Raw genomic sequence first — 13,494 nt, 5'->3', positions numbered from 1 at the left:
GCCTTGGCCAAGATGTCCGAGGACGTGCCGGGCACCACCACCACCTTCACGCCGTGCAGCTTTTCAAACGCCGGGAACACGTACTGCGTGTACGCCTTCTCCATGGTGCCGCCGTTCATGCCGATGTACAGCGTCTTGGTCTGCGCGGTGGCGGTGCCTGCGGCGGCCATGGTGGCCAGTGCGGCGGCCGCCACAAGGGCGCGGCGGGTGCGGCTGGCAAAGCGGGGGGAGAAGGTCATGGTGGTTTCCTTTCTGATGGGAGAGTGGGGACGGGTCGGTGGCAAACGGGTCACTGGGCAGCCGCAGTGCTGGCCACTTCAGCCACTGCTTTGGGAACAAATCGCTCTATCGCAAACGCATCAATCGGCGTGGTGCTGCGGCCATCGCGCGCCAGCTCGGCCAGCACCTCGCCCACGCCGGGGCCGATCTGAAAGCCTGCACCGGCAAAGCCAAAGCCATGGATCAGGCCGGGCGTGGTACTGCTCTTACCCAGCACGGGCTGGCGGTCGGGGAGGTAGCCCTCGGTGCCGCTCCAGGTGCGGATGAAGTGCGCGTTTTTCAGCGCGGGCAGCAGCTCCACGGCCTGCACGCCCAGCGTGGCGATGGCGCTGCGCTCGGAGCGGGCGCGGTCGGCGTCGAGTGCCACGCCCGATCCGCCGCCCAGCACCAGGTTGCCGCGGGCCACCTGGCGGCAGTAGATGCCGCCGCCTTCCACGCCCAGGCTCCAGTGCATGAAAAAGGGCAGGGGCTCGGTCACGGCCATGGCCGGGTGGCCGGAGTGGATGGGCACGGCCTCGCCAAACTGCGCGGCCAGCGCACCAGCCCACGCGCCTGCGCAGTTGATGAGCACGGGCGCACGCACAGTCACAGCGGTGCCGGAGCGCACGGTGAAGAGCTTGCCGTCGTGCTCCACCGAGGTCATCGGTGTGCGTTCCAAAATCTGCGCACCCGCACGCCGCGCAGCCAGGGCAAAGGCGGGTGACACCAGGCGCGGGTTGGCCTGGCCGTCATCGGGGCACAGCGATCCACCCACGGCACGCCCGCCCAGCCAGGGGCAGCGCTCCCGCAGCGTGGTGCCAGAGATAAGCTGTATGCCTAGGTCGAAGTCGCGGCTCAGGTTGGCGTAGGCTTCCAGCGAAGCCATGTCCGCCTCGCTGCGGCCAATCTTGAAGTGCCCGCTGCGCTGGTACTCGCCGTCGGTGCCAATCAGCGCAGGCAGGTCGGCCCACACCTGGTGGGCGCGCTGCGCCAGGGGCAGCTGGCTCACGGGGCGGCCCTGGCGGCGCACGCCGCCGTAGTTCACGCCGCTGGAGCGGGAGCCACACAGATCGCGCTCCAGCAGCACCACGCTCACGCCCTTGCGGCGCAGCGCCAGCGCGGCGGACGCGCCCATGATGCCGCCGCCCACAATGGCCACGTCGGTGTCGATGGTTCGTGTGGTCGTCATTCGGCAGCCTCCGCCTGGGCTTGCAGGTGGATGGGGATGGGCTTGATCGGCGCTTGTCCGCGCAGCCGTCCTACCTGATCAATCGGCTTGCCCGTGGCGTGGGCCAGGATTTCTGCAGCCGCCRCGCCGCACATGCGGCCCTGGCAGCGGCCCATGCCCACGCGGGTCAGGGCCTTCAGGCGGTTCATCTCGTCAGCACCCGCATTGCGCGCACAGGCGCGCAGCTCACCCGCCGTGATGTTCTCGCAGCGGCACACCACCAGCGCATCGGGTGCGTGTGCCGCCCAGTCGGTGGGGAAGGGAAAGGCGCGTTCCAGCCCTTGGCGGAACGGCATCAGATTCGTCAGCTTGCGTTCCAGCTCTGCGGCGCGTGCCGCATCGACCTKCACGCCATGGTCGGCCAGCAGCGCCAGCGCAGCGCGCTCACCCGCCCACTCGGCCGCATCGGCGCCCATGATGCCCGCGCCATCGCCCGCCAGGTACACACCGGCAACGCTGGTGCGGCCCGCACCATCGCGCTCTGGCAGGTGGGCGCGGTGCATCGGGGCCCAGGCAAAGCGGCAGCCCAGCAGGTCGGCCAGTTGGGTTTCGGACCGTAGTGCGTAGCCAAAGCCCACAGCATCGCAGGGCACGGTGTGCTCGGCGTTCCCGTCGCTCCACACCACGGCGTTGACCCGTGTTTCGCCCTGCACGCGCACGGGCCGCACGCCGGTGTGCACCGCTACGCCATGCGCGCGCAGCCAGCCCACGTAGTACATCCCTTTGGCCAGCACGGCAGGCTGGGTGAGCATGCCGGGCAGGGCGGCCAGTTGGTCGGCAAAGCGGGCGGTGTCCAGCACCGCCGCGACCTTGGTGCCCGCCTTSGCRTATTGRTACGCSACCAGGTASAGCAGMGGCCCGGTGCCCATSARCACCACGTTGCGGCCGATKGYGCAGCCCTGGAACTTGAGCGCCACCTGMGCGCCRCCCARCGTGTACACGCCGGGCCGCGTCCAGCCCGGCACGGGCAGCACGCGGTCGGTGGCGCCGCTGGCCACGATGAGTTGGCCGTAGGGCACCGTGCGCGTGGTCTGTGTGGGGCCGTGCAGCACATCGAGCTGGCCGCCCTGGGCGTTCCACACCAGGCTGTTGGGTTGGTAGTCGATGTGGGCGGCCAAGCCATCCAGCGTGCTGTGCAATGCCGTGGCGCGTGATGCTTCGGTGCCGTACAGCGTTTGCGGGCTGCGGGCAAAGTGGGCGGGCTGGCGGCGGTAGATCTGCCCGCCGCCGCGCGCGGCCTCGTCGATCACCGTGGGCCGCACGCCATGCGCCACCAGGGTTTGCGCCGCACGGATGCCCGCAGGGCCTGCGCCCACGATCACGGGTTGCAAGGTGGGGGCGGTCATGCGGCCCCTCCGGTAGTCAGCTGCATGCCCGCCTGGATGAAGGTGGCGCAAGACCGTAGGCGTTCGCCGGTAGCCGTCATCACCCAGCAGTCCTGGCACGCGCCCATCAGGCAAAAGCCGGCACGGGGCTCATGACTGAACTCATTGCGGCGCAACTGGGCGCGGTGGGTGAGGATGGCCGTGAGCACCGTGTCGCCTTCGAGCGCAGCGGCGGGTTCGCCATCGAGTACGAAGGGCACGGGCGCGCGGTCTTTTTCGGCCACGCGGTGGAGCAGGGCTGTGTTCACAGTCATGGAAGTCGTGCCCATTTATTTACGCCCTACGAGCACGCGGTCCAGGCCGTACACGCGGTCGAGAATCACCATCGCGCAGGCCGTCAGGGCCACCATCAGTGCCGACACCGCAGCCATCAGCGGGTCAATCGACTCGGTGGCGTACATGTACATGCGCACCGGCAGCGTCACCGTGCTGGGCGAGGTGACAAAGATCGACATCGTCACTTCGTCAAAGCTGTTGATGAAGGMCAGCAKCCACCCGCCCGTCACGCCGGGCAGGATCATCGGCAGCGTGATGCGCGTGAACACCGTGGCCTGGCTSGCGCCCAGCGACAGSGCSGCSTGCTCGGCRCTGCGGTCRAAGCCCACMAGCGCSGCCACCACSAGCCGCAGCGTGTAGGGCGTGACGATSAGCGCATGCGCMAWCACCAGCCAGCCAAAGCTGCCYGTGCCGCCCAGCAGCGCAAASAGGCGCAGCAGGGCCACGCCCAGCACCAGGTGCGGAATGATCAGTGGCGAGAGGAACAAGCCATTCAAAAAGCCTCGCCCCGCAAATTCGTAGCGCGTGATGGCAATGCCCGCAGGCACGGCTAGCACTGTGGCCAGCGTGGCCGATGCCAGCGCCAGCCACAGACTGTTCCAGAACGACTGCACAAAGTCCGAATGTTCGAACACCGCCTTGAACCAGCGCAGCGAGAACTCGGTGGTGGGCAGCGTCAGCGTGTTGTGCGGCGTAAACGCCACGATGCACACCACCAGCAAGGGGGCGAGCATGAAGGTGATGACCAGCGCGTTGAACGCGAGGGCTAAAGGTCCGTTCTTCTGCATAGTTTCAGCCCAACGCTTTCTTGTAGCGGCCTTCAACCAAGCGGTTGTAGCTCAGCATGACCACGAGGTTGGCCACCAGCAGCGTCAGCGCAATGGCGGCGCCCAGGGGCCAGTTCAGCTCGTGCAGGTACTCGTCGTACACCACCGTGGCCACCATCTTCAGTCGCCGCCCGCCGAGCAGGCCGGGGATGGCAAACGAGCTGGCCGCCAGTCCGAACACGATGAGGCTGCCGGACAGGATGCCAGGCAGCACCTGCGGCAACACAATGCGCCGCAGCGTGGTGAAGGGGCTTGCCTGCAGCGACAGCGCCGCGTTYTCCACKCCSGSGTCKAGCTTCTGCAGCGAGGTCCASACSGGGATCACCATGAAGGGCAGCATCACATGSACCAGSGCGAYGAYCACCGCGATCTCTGTGTAGAGCATCTTCACCGGGCCGATGCCAACGAGTTGCAGCGCGCCATTCACCAGCCCCTCGGGGCCCAGCAGCATGCTCCAGCCAAAAGCCCGCACCACCACCGACACCAGCAGCGGCGCGAGCACCACCAGCAGCAGGATGGAACGCCAAGGGTTGCCCATGCGGCTCAGGATGTAGGCCTCGGGTGCGCCAATGGCCACGCAGATCAGCGTAACCAGCCCCGCAATCCAGAACGTGCGCCAGAAGATGGTGTGGTAGTACGAATCGGTGAACACGTGGGAGTAGTGCTCCAGCGTGAACTCGCCCGCCTTCACCCCGGTGGCCGGGTCGAACGCGTTGAACGACAGCACGGCCGTGAGTGCCAGTGGCACCAGCAGCAGCACCGTGAACAGCACCAGCGCCGGGCCTGACAGCCACCAGGGCGCAGTCTTTTTGTGCAGCAAGGTGGTGGCCAGGCTCATGGCGCCACCTCGGCGGCGGTGTCTTCGGCCTCCAACTCGGCCAGGGCGGTTTCATCGGCGGGCAGCAGGCGCATGCAGTGGTCGGGCCAGTCCACGCCCGTGCGCTCGCCCTCGGCCAGCGCAGCGCGGCCGTCGTTGGGCGCCAGCACCATCAGGTCGCCCACGGGGGTGCCCACACGGTACAGCCACTGGCTGCCCAGGAAGAACCGCTCGCCCACCTGACCATCCATCCGGCCCTGCACGGCGGACACCAGTTGCACTTTTTCTGGCCGCACGCTCAGCAGCACGGCGGCGCCGGGGCGGTAGCGGGCACCGTCCACCTCCATCGTGAGGGCGCCCACCTTCACCTGCGTGTGCGTGCCATTGGCATGCGTTACCTGGCCGGGCAGCAGGTTGGCCTTGCCCACRAAGGTGGAGATGAAGCGCGTGCKCGGRTGCTCGTACACGCGRTGCGGRTGRTCGATCTGCGTGGCGCRGCCGSCYTCCATCACCACCACGCGGTCGCTGATSGACATGGCCTCGCTCTGGTCGTGCGTGACCATGATGGTGGTGGTGCCCACCTTGCGCTGAATCTGCCGCAGCTCAAACTGCATCTCCTCACGCAGCTTGGCGTCGAGGTTGGACAGTGGCTCGTCCAGCAGCAGCACGGGCGGCTCGATCACCAGTGCACGGGCCAGTGCCACGCGCTGGCGCTGGCCGCCAGACAGCTCGCGCGGGTAGCGCGTGGCGTGCTGCTCCAGATGCACCAGCGCCAGGGCCTGGGCCACGCGCTCGGCGCGTTCGGCCTTGGGCACCTTGCGCATCTCCAGCCCAAAGCTCACGTTGGCCGCCACCGTCATGTGCGGGAACAGCGCATAGCTCTGGAACACGATGCCCAGSCCGCGCGTGTTGGCCTTGGCGTGSGTGATGTCCTTGCCMKCGAGCTCGATGCGCCCGCTSGTCACCGSCTCGAASCCCGCMAYCATCTGCAGCGTSGTSGTCTTGCCGCAGCCCGACGGGCCCAGCAACGACACAAATTCACCCTTTTGCACCGTGAGGTTCATGGACTGCACCGCGCAGGTGCTGCCATAGAACTTGGTCACATCCGTGAGCTTGAGAAACGACATGGCGAAAGCCTTTCCGGTGGTGGCATCGCACGGTTTGCCAGGGGGGCTGTGCGTGTCACCTGCTGTGGAGTTGCATGGATGGGCTGCGGGCCTTTGGTGTGCTTGCACCGGGGTGGTGCAAGTGCCGCACAAAGACTGGAACAGCCGTTCGATTCAATTGAATCTATTGCAATAAACAAACCAGAATGCTTCGGGTATTCCATTAATCAGAATTTTTATTGAATTTATTCCGTTCAATGAAATATGATGCCTTTAGTTTGATCAACGAATTCCACAGGAGCGAGGTATGGAAGCCGCATCCACCGCCACCGGCGGCGTACCCCGGGTGTTTGCCGTCATCCGGGCCCTGTCGGCCGTGCAGGCCGAGGGCGGGCGAGTCACCCAATTGGCGCGTGCCGTGGGCCTCACGCAAGGCACTACGCACCGTTTGCTGCAATCGCTGGTGGCAGAGGGCATGGTCGAGCAGGACGAGCGCAGCAAGCTCTACCGCCTGAGCATGGACTTCTTCGCCCTGGCTGCCAAAGCGGGAAACCCCGGCGACCTGCGCAGCCTGTGCCGCCCCGCGCTGCTGCGCCTGTGCGCAAGCCTGGGAGACAGCATCTTTCTATTGGTACGCAGCGGGTTCGATGCCGTGTGCCTGGACCGCAGCGAGGGGCCGTTCCCCATCCGCTCCTTCACCGGCGACATCGGCGGCCGCGTGGCCCTGGGCGTGGGGCAGGGTGCGCTGGCCATCCTGGCCTTCTTGCCCGAGGCCGAGCGCGAAGAAGTCATCCGCTTCAACCTGTCGCGCGTGCGGGAGTACGGTGTGTTTGACGAGGTCTACTTGCGCACCGAAATCGAGCGCGTGCGCCAGTTGGGCTACGCGGGCCGCAATACTGGGTTGCTGGAAGGCATGGCGGGTGTGGCCGTACCCATCCTGGACCGCGAAGGGCGCGCGGTGGCGGCGCTGAGCGTGGGCACCATTTCTGCGCGGCTCAATGACGACCGGCTGCCCACCGTGGTGGAACTGCTCAAGCGCGAAGCTTTGGCAGTGGGGCCCAAGATCAATCCGTTTGATGTGACGCTGCGGCGGCCGGCACAAAGCCTGTCGAGCGTGCGCCCCGACCAGGCCATTCAGCCCGCGGGGCAGGAGCAGAAGTAGGCGGCCTGAATCTCGGCCTGGGGGGCCTGGGGTGTGGTACTGCGAGTCACACCTCTTCTATGCGAGATTTGGTGAGGGGCAGGCCCCAGCGGCCCATGGCCGTCTTCTTGATCCACAGGTAACCTAGGGCCAGAGCCGCATCCTTTGGGAGGGATGCAGCGCATACCCATGGAACCACCTTGCCGCATACATCACCCGCACCAACCTCCTTATCAGCGAAGCCGGACTTGCCCTACTGTTTTGGCCATCCCGTATCTCTGTCCACCAACGGCTGCATGACGTTGTGCGTGGCCAGTGCCCTCGCTTTCGTGTTGTTGTTGACGATGCCGGGCTGGGACCCGAGCCCATGGACCGGGGCGTTGGCAGCAGTGCTGTTTGTGGGCGTGCAGTGGGCAGGATTGCGCGTCGCCGTGGGCCCAGACTGGGTTGGCCTGTTCAGACGCCCCCGCTGGCGCGACGTGGCGTTGGCATTGGCTGTCGTGCCACTGGTGTTGGGCTTGCCTGGGCTGGTGGCTGTGTATGGGCTTGGCATGTCGCATCTCAGTGCCAACGCCAGTGTGGATGCCGTTGCGGGTCTGACATCTGCACAATTGGTAGCGCGGTTTGCGCTGGTGGCTGTGCAATTGCTGGGTGAGGAGCTGGTCACTATTCTCCCGCTGCTGGCCACCGTCGCCTTGCTGCACCGCGTCGGCATGCCTGCCCGCTGGGCAATTGCTGTGGCGTGGGTGGCCACGGCGTTGCTGTTTGGTGCGCTGCACCTGCCCACCTACCAATGGCATGTCGGCCAGGCCTTGCTGGTCATCGGCACCGCGCGCCTGGTGCTGACTGCGGTATTTCTCTACACCCGCAATCTGTGGGCCAGCACCATCGCTCACATCGCTAGCGACTGGGCGATCATGGCCTTTGCGCTGGCCTTTTCACGCAGCATGGGCCCCTGACTGGATGGGCCCAAGGCCTCAAGGAGTTGTTTGTGGACTTTCTCAAAATCCTCAAGTCGTTTGAAGACTTTGTGTATGAAGCCCTGATCTGGCTGGTGTTGTTGCCCAAGACCTTGTGGCGCATCGTGCGGCGCCCGCGCCAGATGGTCACTTATGTGCAGGCGGAGCAAGACCGCGAAGGCGATGACCGCTACGGCGATGCGATCAGCCCGCCGCTTTTGCTCATCCTGTGCGTGCTGGTGGCTCATGTGCTCGATCTGGCTCTGCGCAAGCAGGCAGCGCCTGCGATGGGCACGCTCGCGGGCGCGTTGCTGAAGTCCGAGGAGAACCTGCTGCTGTATCGCGCCATGGCTTTTGGCATCTGGTCGCTGGCCGGGGCTGTGTGGTATCTGCGCCATAGCCGCCAACCCATTCACCGTCTCAACCTGCGCAACCCGTTTTACGAGCAGTGCTACCTGGTCGCACCCTTTGCGCTGGCCGTGTCGATCAGCACGTCGCTGGCCCTGGTGGGCGGGGTGCTGTCTGCTGTCGGCGTGGGGCTGTTTCTGCTGGCGCTGCTGTGGTTTTGTATCGCCGAATGGCACTGGGTGCGCGAGCGCGCAGCCCTCGGCAAGGTACACGCGGCCGGGGTGGCCGGTGGGCTGGTGCTGGTGGGGCTTTTGGCCAATACCGGGTTGGGGTATGTGCTCCGACATCTTTGAGGGGTACGGGGTGGTGGCGCGGCGGTGAGGCCCACGGCGTTCCGCAGATGATGGGGTGATTGTTTCGGTCAGAGCACTGCGAGCGCCTGTTTGACCTGTGCGTAGGCATGGTTGTCCAGCACCTGGTTGTGGGCCGTCACGACCCGCTCAAAGGGCCAGCGTAATACGCGCTCTGCACTGCGGGCTGCGGCACGACGGTCACGCACCAGCGCGCGCACAGTGAGCGGGACGGCCAGTTGGCGCCGCACCCCGGTCAGCGTGGCATAGGTACGCGTGGACCAAGGCAGGTCCCCCGCCATCCACTGCAGCAGGTCCGTCACGATGAGCGTGGCCGAAGGTCGGTGGAACCATACCGACTCATTGCCTGCAGGAATGCCCTCAAAAGCCAGGTGCTCCAGGTCTGGCAGCCATTCGGGCACATCGGCTGCGGGCAGTTCGCGCAGTCTCCTGGCTGCCAGGTCTGGCCGCTTCTGGCCCAGTCCTTTGGGGCCATACACCCTGGCGTTCGGAAAGGTCTGGGTGCAAGGCGCCAGAAACAGGTGGTGCATCTTGTTCGGTGCCACGATGAAAGCCACCGTGCCAAGTGCCTGCAGCTGCTCCAGCAGTGAACTGCCTGGGGGCATTGGAATCGGTGAGTGGACGAGAAGCTGCTCTCCTGGCAGCCGCACCACCGTCATGCGCGTGGTGATGGGAAGTCCGTTGGCCTTGAAGGCGTGGGTGGCGTGCCAGAGATGGGTGTCGAGGGATTCAAGTTGCATGACGCGGGATGGTGCCCTGGCCCCRGGGGCGGCGTCTTGAACGAATTCGACATGCTGGTGGTCGCTGCCGCCGTCATCCTTTCCCCTACCTCTGCACTGCGCACTCCCCCACCACCCAATCCCTGAACGCCTTCACCAGCGGCGTCTGCGCCCGCGCTTCCGGGTACACAAGGTAATACGCATCGGTGCTCGTCAGCACCTGGTCTGACAGCTCCACCAGGCTCCCGGCTGCCAGCTCCTGCTCGATCAAGAAGCGCGGCAGCAGCGCTGCCCCCAGGTGCGACACGGCAGCCTGCGCAATCATGGCGAAGTGTTCGGACTGGGGGCCGCGCAGGGCCAGGGCTGTGGGGGCGCCCACCAGCTCAAACCATTCGGCCCATTGGGTGGGGCGGGTGCTTTGCTGCAGCAGCACCACACGGGTCAGGTCTTGCGGGGTGTGTATGTTGTGGCGGTCGCGGTAGGTGGGGCTGCACACGGGCACGGTTTCTTCGTGCATCAGGTATTCGCACACGGCGCCTGCCCAGTGCGGCGTGCCGAAGTGGATGGCAGCGTCAAACGGTGTGCCTGCAAAGTCAAACGGCTCGGTGCGGGCCRAGAAGTTGACCAGTGCCTCAGGGTGCAGCTCCATGAAGCCGCCCAGTCGCGGGATGAGCCAGCGCGTGCCCAGCGTGGGCAGCACGGCCAGGTTGAGCAGGCCGTCGGTGCTGGAGAACGCCATGGCCTTTTGTGTGCTGGCAGACAGCTGTTGCAGCACGTTTTGCACATCGGCCGCGTAGACGCGGCCCGCGTCGGTCAGCACCACGCGCTGGCGCACACGGTGGAAGAGGGCGGTGCCGATCTGCTCCTCCAACTGGCGGATCTGGCGCGACACGGCACTTTGGGTGAGGTGCAGCTCTTCGGCCGCGCGCGACACGCTCTGGTGGCGTGCCGCCGCCTCAAAGGCCAGCAGGTCGGCGGTGGAGGGCAGGAAGGCGCGGCGCAGCAGGGTCATCGTGGCAAATGGGATCAATCATGCGCAGAGGGAATGAGCGGCTCTGTCAGGTTGGGCATGATTTTGGGCTGTGGCGCTAGTACATCAAGCTCGGGTAGCTCTGCCATTTTCAGGTACTTCATGCTGATTTGTGATTAAGTAGTTCCATTTTTTTGCTATCCAGCACGGTGCGATTGGCGGATATTGGCACATTGATCGCGCGTTTTCTCCCACGCTGCTTCCTTCTATTCGCCTCCACTCACCTTTGCGAGCCGCCATGTCTGCCACCCCTGCCGCCACCCCCCTTGTGTCCGAAGTCGATCAACTGCTGCAACGCCTGGGCGTGCCCCGCGCCGCCTACACCGGCGGCACGCTGGCGGCACGTTCGCCCATCACGGGCGAGGTGCTGGCCCAGGTGCCACAGCAAAGCCCGACCGATGCCACCGCTGCCATCGGCCGCGCGCATGCAGCCTTTTTGGCATGGCGCAATGTGCCCGCACCGCGCCGGGGCGAGCTGGTGCGCCTGCTGGGTGAAGAGCTGCGCGCCGCCAAGGCGGACCTCGGCCTGCTGGTGACCATCGAGGCGGGCAAGATCCCGTCCGAAGGCYYGGGCGAGGTGCAGGARATGATCGACATCTGCGACTTYGCSGTSGGCCTSTCGCGCCAGCTSTACGGCCTSACGMTYGCCACCGAGCGCSCCGRSCACCGCATGATGGAAACCTGGCAYCCGCTGGGCGTGTGCGGCGTGATCTCGGCCTTCAACTTYCCKGTGGCCGTGTGGTCGTGGAAYGCSGCRCTGGCRCTGGTGTGYGGYGATTCKGTRGTGTGGAAGCCKTCSGAAAARACSCCGCTCACCGCCCTGGCCACGCATGCGATTGCACAGCGCGCAATCGCCAAGTTTGCACGCTTTGGCGTCGATGCACCCGAAGGTCTGCTGGAGCTGATTGTGGGCCAGCGCGACATTGGCGAGGTGCTGGTGGATGACGCCCGCGTGCCCGTGCTGTCGGCCACGGGCTCCACCGCCATGGGCCGCGCCGTGGGCCCGCGCCTGGCAGCGCGGTTTGCGCGCGGCATTCTGGAACTGGGCGGCAACAACGCGGCCATCGTTGCGCCCACGGCCGACCTGAATCTGGCACTGCGCGGCATTGCCTTTGCCGCCATGGGCACGGCGGGCCAGCGCTGCACCACGCTGCGCCGCCTGTTTGTGCACGAAAGCATTTACGACCAGCTGGTGCCCCAGCTGGCCAAGGTGTACGCCAACGTGCAGGTGGGCGACCCGCGCACGCCCGGCACGCTGGTGGGCCCGCTGATCGACCGCCCTGCGTTTGACGGCATGCAAAAAGCGCTGGAGCAAAGCCGCGCGCTGGGCGCTACGGTGCACGGTGGTGGCCGCGTGGAAGGCATCGGCGGTGCGGATGCGTACTACGTGCGCCCCGCTCTGGTGGAGCTGAAAGCCCATGAAGGCCCCGCGCTGCACGAAACCTTTGCGCCCATCCTGTATGTGGTGCGCTACAGCACGCTGGATGAAGCCATTGCCATGAACAACGCCGTGGGCGCGGGCCTGTCGTCGTCCATCTTCACGCTCAATGTGCGCGAGGCCGAGTTGTTCATGTCTGCCGCAGGCTCGGACTGCGGCATTGCCAAYGTSAACATYGGCCCSAGCGGCGCCGAAATYGGCGGCGCGTTTGGCGGTGAGAAGGAAACGGGCGGCGGGCGCGAAGCGGGCTCAGACAGCTGGAAGGCCTACATGCGCCGGGCGACGAACACCATCAACTACTCCACCGCACTGCCGCTGGCACAGGGCGTGACATTTGACGTGTAACCCACGCGCTGGTTGCCCCGTTCATGTTGATTGTTAAGACCCCACACCCCATCGTCATCATTGGCGGTGGTGTCATCGGCAGTGCCATCGCGTACTTCCTCACGCTGCAGCAGCCGGGCTGCGAGGTGGTGGTGGTCGAGCGCGATCCGACCTATGCACGTGCATCGTCGGCGCTGTCGGCCAGCTCCATCCGCCAGCAGTTCTCGACGGACATCAACATCCAGATCTCGGCGTTTGGCATCGGCTTCTTGCGCAACGTGGGCACGCTGCTGGTCTGCAACGGCGATGTGCCCGACATCGGTCTGCACGAAGGTGGCTACCTGTACCTGGCCACCCAGGCGGGCGAGGCCACGCTGCGCGAGAACCATGCGTTGCAAAAGCAGCACGGCGCCGATGTGGCGCTGCTGAGCCCGCAGCAACTGGCAGAGCGCTTTCCTTGGCTGGCGCTGCAGGACGTGGCGCTGGGCTCGCTGGGCCTGTCGGGCGAGGGCTGGTTTGATGGCTACCTGCTGTTGACCGCGCTGCGCAAGAAGGCACAGAGCCAGGGCGTGCGCTATGTGGCTGATGAGGCCGTGGGGCTGGACACGGCGGCCAGCGACGGCGTGTTGCATGTGAACGCAGTACGCCTGCAAAGCGGCGCCGTGCTGCCTTGCCGCTACGCTGTGAACGCCGGTGGCCCCTGGGCGGCAGCCATTGCGGGCTGGGTGGGAATTGATTTGCCCGTGGTGGGCAAGCGCCGCACGGTCTTCAACCTCGCCAGCCCAGCAGCGCTGCCGGGCTGCCCACTGCTCATCGACACCAGTGGCATTTGGCTGCGGCCCGAGGGCAGGGGCTTCATCTGCGGCTTTGCGCCCGACGCCGACAACGACGCCGACTTTGCCCCGCTGGAGCCTGAGTACGACGCGTTTGACAACCACATCTGGCCCACGCTGGCCGAGCGCATCCCTGGCTTTGAAGCGCTGCGCATGCAGGGCGCCTGGGCGGGCTATTACGAGATGAACACCTTTGACCACAACGCCATCGTGGGCCTGCACTCGGCGTGCGACAACCTGGTGTTTGCCAACGGATTTTCGGGCCACGGCCTGCAGCAGTGCCCTGCGGTGGGGCGTGGCCTGGCGGAGTGGATGTTGACGGGCGGCTACCAGAGCCTGGACCTGTCGCCGCTGTCCATCGAGCGCATTGCGCGCAACGCACCGTTGCTCGAAAAGAATGTGATCTGAGCACCATCGTTACTGCCAGTTTTTCC

13 protein-coding genes and 1 pseudogene are annotated in these 13,494 nt (G+C 65.9%); 5 read left to right on the top strand and 9 right to left on the bottom strand.

The window, feature by feature from the left end; genetic code table 11:
- The 7 genes and pseudogenes from AC04MI_RS09570 to AC04MI_RS09540 all read right to left on the bottom strand — a co-directional run.
- Positions 1–239: pseudogene (locus tag AC04MI_RS09570) on the bottom strand (ABC transporter substrate-binding protein); the annotation flags it as partial.
- A gap of 50 nt (positions 240–289) precedes the next feature.
- Positions 290–1,447 (bottom strand): NAD(P)/FAD-dependent oxidoreductase, encoded by a 1,158-nt coding sequence (locus AC04MI_RS09565; RefSeq protein ID WP_436078038.1) that lies wholly within the window; start codon positions 1,445–1,447, stop codon positions 290–292.
- Positions 1,444–2,832, bottom strand: coding sequence for an FAD/NAD(P)-dependent oxidoreductase (locus tag AC04MI_RS09560; protein WP_476497691.1), 1,389 nt, complete (start codon positions 2,830–2,832; stop codon positions 1,444–1,446). The genes AC04MI_RS09565 and AC04MI_RS09560 overlap by 4 nt, the downstream gene beginning before the upstream one ends.
- Positions 2,829–3,125, bottom strand: coding sequence for a (2Fe-2S)-binding protein (locus tag AC04MI_RS09555; RefSeq protein WP_436078036.1), 297 nt, complete (start codon positions 3,123–3,125; stop codon positions 2,829–2,831). The genes AC04MI_RS09560 and AC04MI_RS09555 overlap by 4 nt, the downstream gene beginning before the upstream one ends.
- A gap of 15 nt (positions 3,126–3,140) precedes the next feature.
- Positions 3,141–3,935 carry an ABC transporter permease gene (locus tag AC04MI_RS09550; RefSeq protein WP_476497690.1) on the bottom strand — a complete coding sequence of 265 codons (795 nt, stop codon included), beginning with the start codon at positions 3,933–3,935 and terminating at the stop codon, positions 3,141–3,143.
- A 4-nt stretch (positions 3,936–3,939) separates the two neighbouring features.
- Positions 3,940–4,812, bottom strand: coding sequence for an ABC transporter permease (locus tag AC04MI_RS09545; protein ID WP_476497689.1), 873 nt, complete (start codon positions 4,810–4,812; stop codon positions 3,940–3,942).
- On the bottom strand, positions 4,809–5,918 hold the full coding sequence (locus tag AC04MI_RS09540) for an ABC transporter ATP-binding protein (protein ID WP_476497688.1): 1,110 nt from the start codon (positions 5,916–5,918) through the stop codon (positions 4,809–4,811). Before AC04MI_RS09540 ends, AC04MI_RS09545 begins: the two co-directional genes overlap by 4 nt.
- Positions 5,919–6,204: 286 nt before the next feature.
- On the opposite strand from AC04MI_RS09540, the gene AC04MI_RS09535 reads away from it, so the two are divergent.
- From AC04MI_RS09535 to AC04MI_RS09525, 3 genes are all read left to right on the top strand, one after another.
- A complete protein-coding gene (locus AC04MI_RS09535; RefSeq protein ID WP_056747541.1) occupies positions 6,205–7,059 on the top strand; it encodes an IclR family transcriptional regulator in 855 nt (284 codons plus the stop codon).
- A 227-nt stretch (positions 7,060–7,286) separates the two neighbouring features.
- The gene (locus AC04MI_RS09530; protein WP_143227246.1) at positions 7,287–7,997 is read left to right on the top strand and encodes a CPBP family intramembrane glutamic endopeptidase; all 711 of its coding nucleotides are present in this window, start codon (positions 7,287–7,289) and stop codon (positions 7,995–7,997) included.
- Between the two features lie 32 nt (positions 7,998–8,029).
- Positions 8,030–8,698: a hypothetical protein gene (locus tag AC04MI_RS09525; RefSeq protein ID WP_143227248.1), complete on the top strand. Its 669-nt coding sequence runs from the start codon at positions 8,030–8,032 to the stop codon at positions 8,696–8,698.
- A 68-nt stretch (positions 8,699–8,766) separates the two neighbouring features.
- Here AC04MI_RS09525 and AC04MI_RS09520 read toward each other — a convergent pair whose 3' ends face one another.
- Both AC04MI_RS09520 and AC04MI_RS09515 read right to left on the bottom strand, forming a co-directional pair.
- Positions 8,767–9,456: a DUF4336 domain-containing protein gene (locus AC04MI_RS09520; protein ID WP_436078034.1), complete on the bottom strand. Its 690-nt coding sequence runs from the start codon at positions 9,454–9,456 to the stop codon at positions 8,767–8,769.
- A gap of 85 nt (positions 9,457–9,541) precedes the next feature.
- A complete protein-coding gene (locus tag AC04MI_RS09515; RefSeq protein ID WP_476497687.1) occupies positions 9,542–10,447 on the bottom strand; it encodes a LysR family transcriptional regulator in 906 nt (301 codons plus the stop codon).
- 256 nt (positions 10,448–10,703) lie between these two features.
- On the opposite strand from AC04MI_RS09515, the gene amaB reads away from it, so the two are divergent.
- The gene (gene amaB, locus AC04MI_RS09510) at positions 10,704–12,248 is read left to right on the top strand and encodes an L-piperidine-6-carboxylate dehydrogenase (RefSeq protein WP_476497686.1); all 1,545 of its coding nucleotides are present in this window, start codon (positions 10,704–10,706) and stop codon (positions 12,246–12,248) included.
- 23 nt (positions 12,249–12,271) lie between these two features.
- Positions 12,272–13,468 (top strand): NAD(P)/FAD-dependent oxidoreductase, encoded by a 1,197-nt coding sequence (locus tag AC04MI_RS09505; RefSeq protein ID WP_436078031.1) that lies wholly within the window; start codon positions 12,272–12,274, stop codon positions 13,466–13,468.
- Positions 13,469–13,494 lie beyond the last annotated feature (26 nt).

This window comes from Acidovorax sp. LjRoot204 (genome assembly GCF_056175785.1).
This window is presented reverse-complemented; position numbering and strand designations above follow the sequence as displayed.

What these genes read in the sequence shown, in the direction of transcription:
- AC04MI_RS09565 (WP_436078038.1), bottom strand. Translation starts at nt 1,447, where the DNA reads ATGACGACCACACGAACCATCGACACCGACGTGGCCATTGTGGGCGGC.
- AC04MI_RS09555 (WP_436078036.1), bottom strand. Translation starts at nt 3,125, where the DNA reads ATGACTGTGAACACAGCCCTGCTCCACCGCGTGGCCGAAAAAGACCGC.
- AC04MI_RS09535 (WP_056747541.1), top strand. Translation starts at nt 6,205, where the DNA reads ATGGAAGCCGCATCCACCGCCACCGGCGGCGTACCCCGGGTGTTTGCC.
- AC04MI_RS09520 (WP_436078034.1), bottom strand. Translation starts at nt 9,456, where the DNA reads ATGCAACTTGAATCCCTCGACACCCATCTCTGGCACGCCACCCACGCC.
- AC04MI_RS09505 (WP_436078031.1), top strand. Translation starts at nt 12,272, where the DNA reads ATGTTGATTGTTAAGACCCCACACCCCATCGTCATCATTGGCGGTGGT.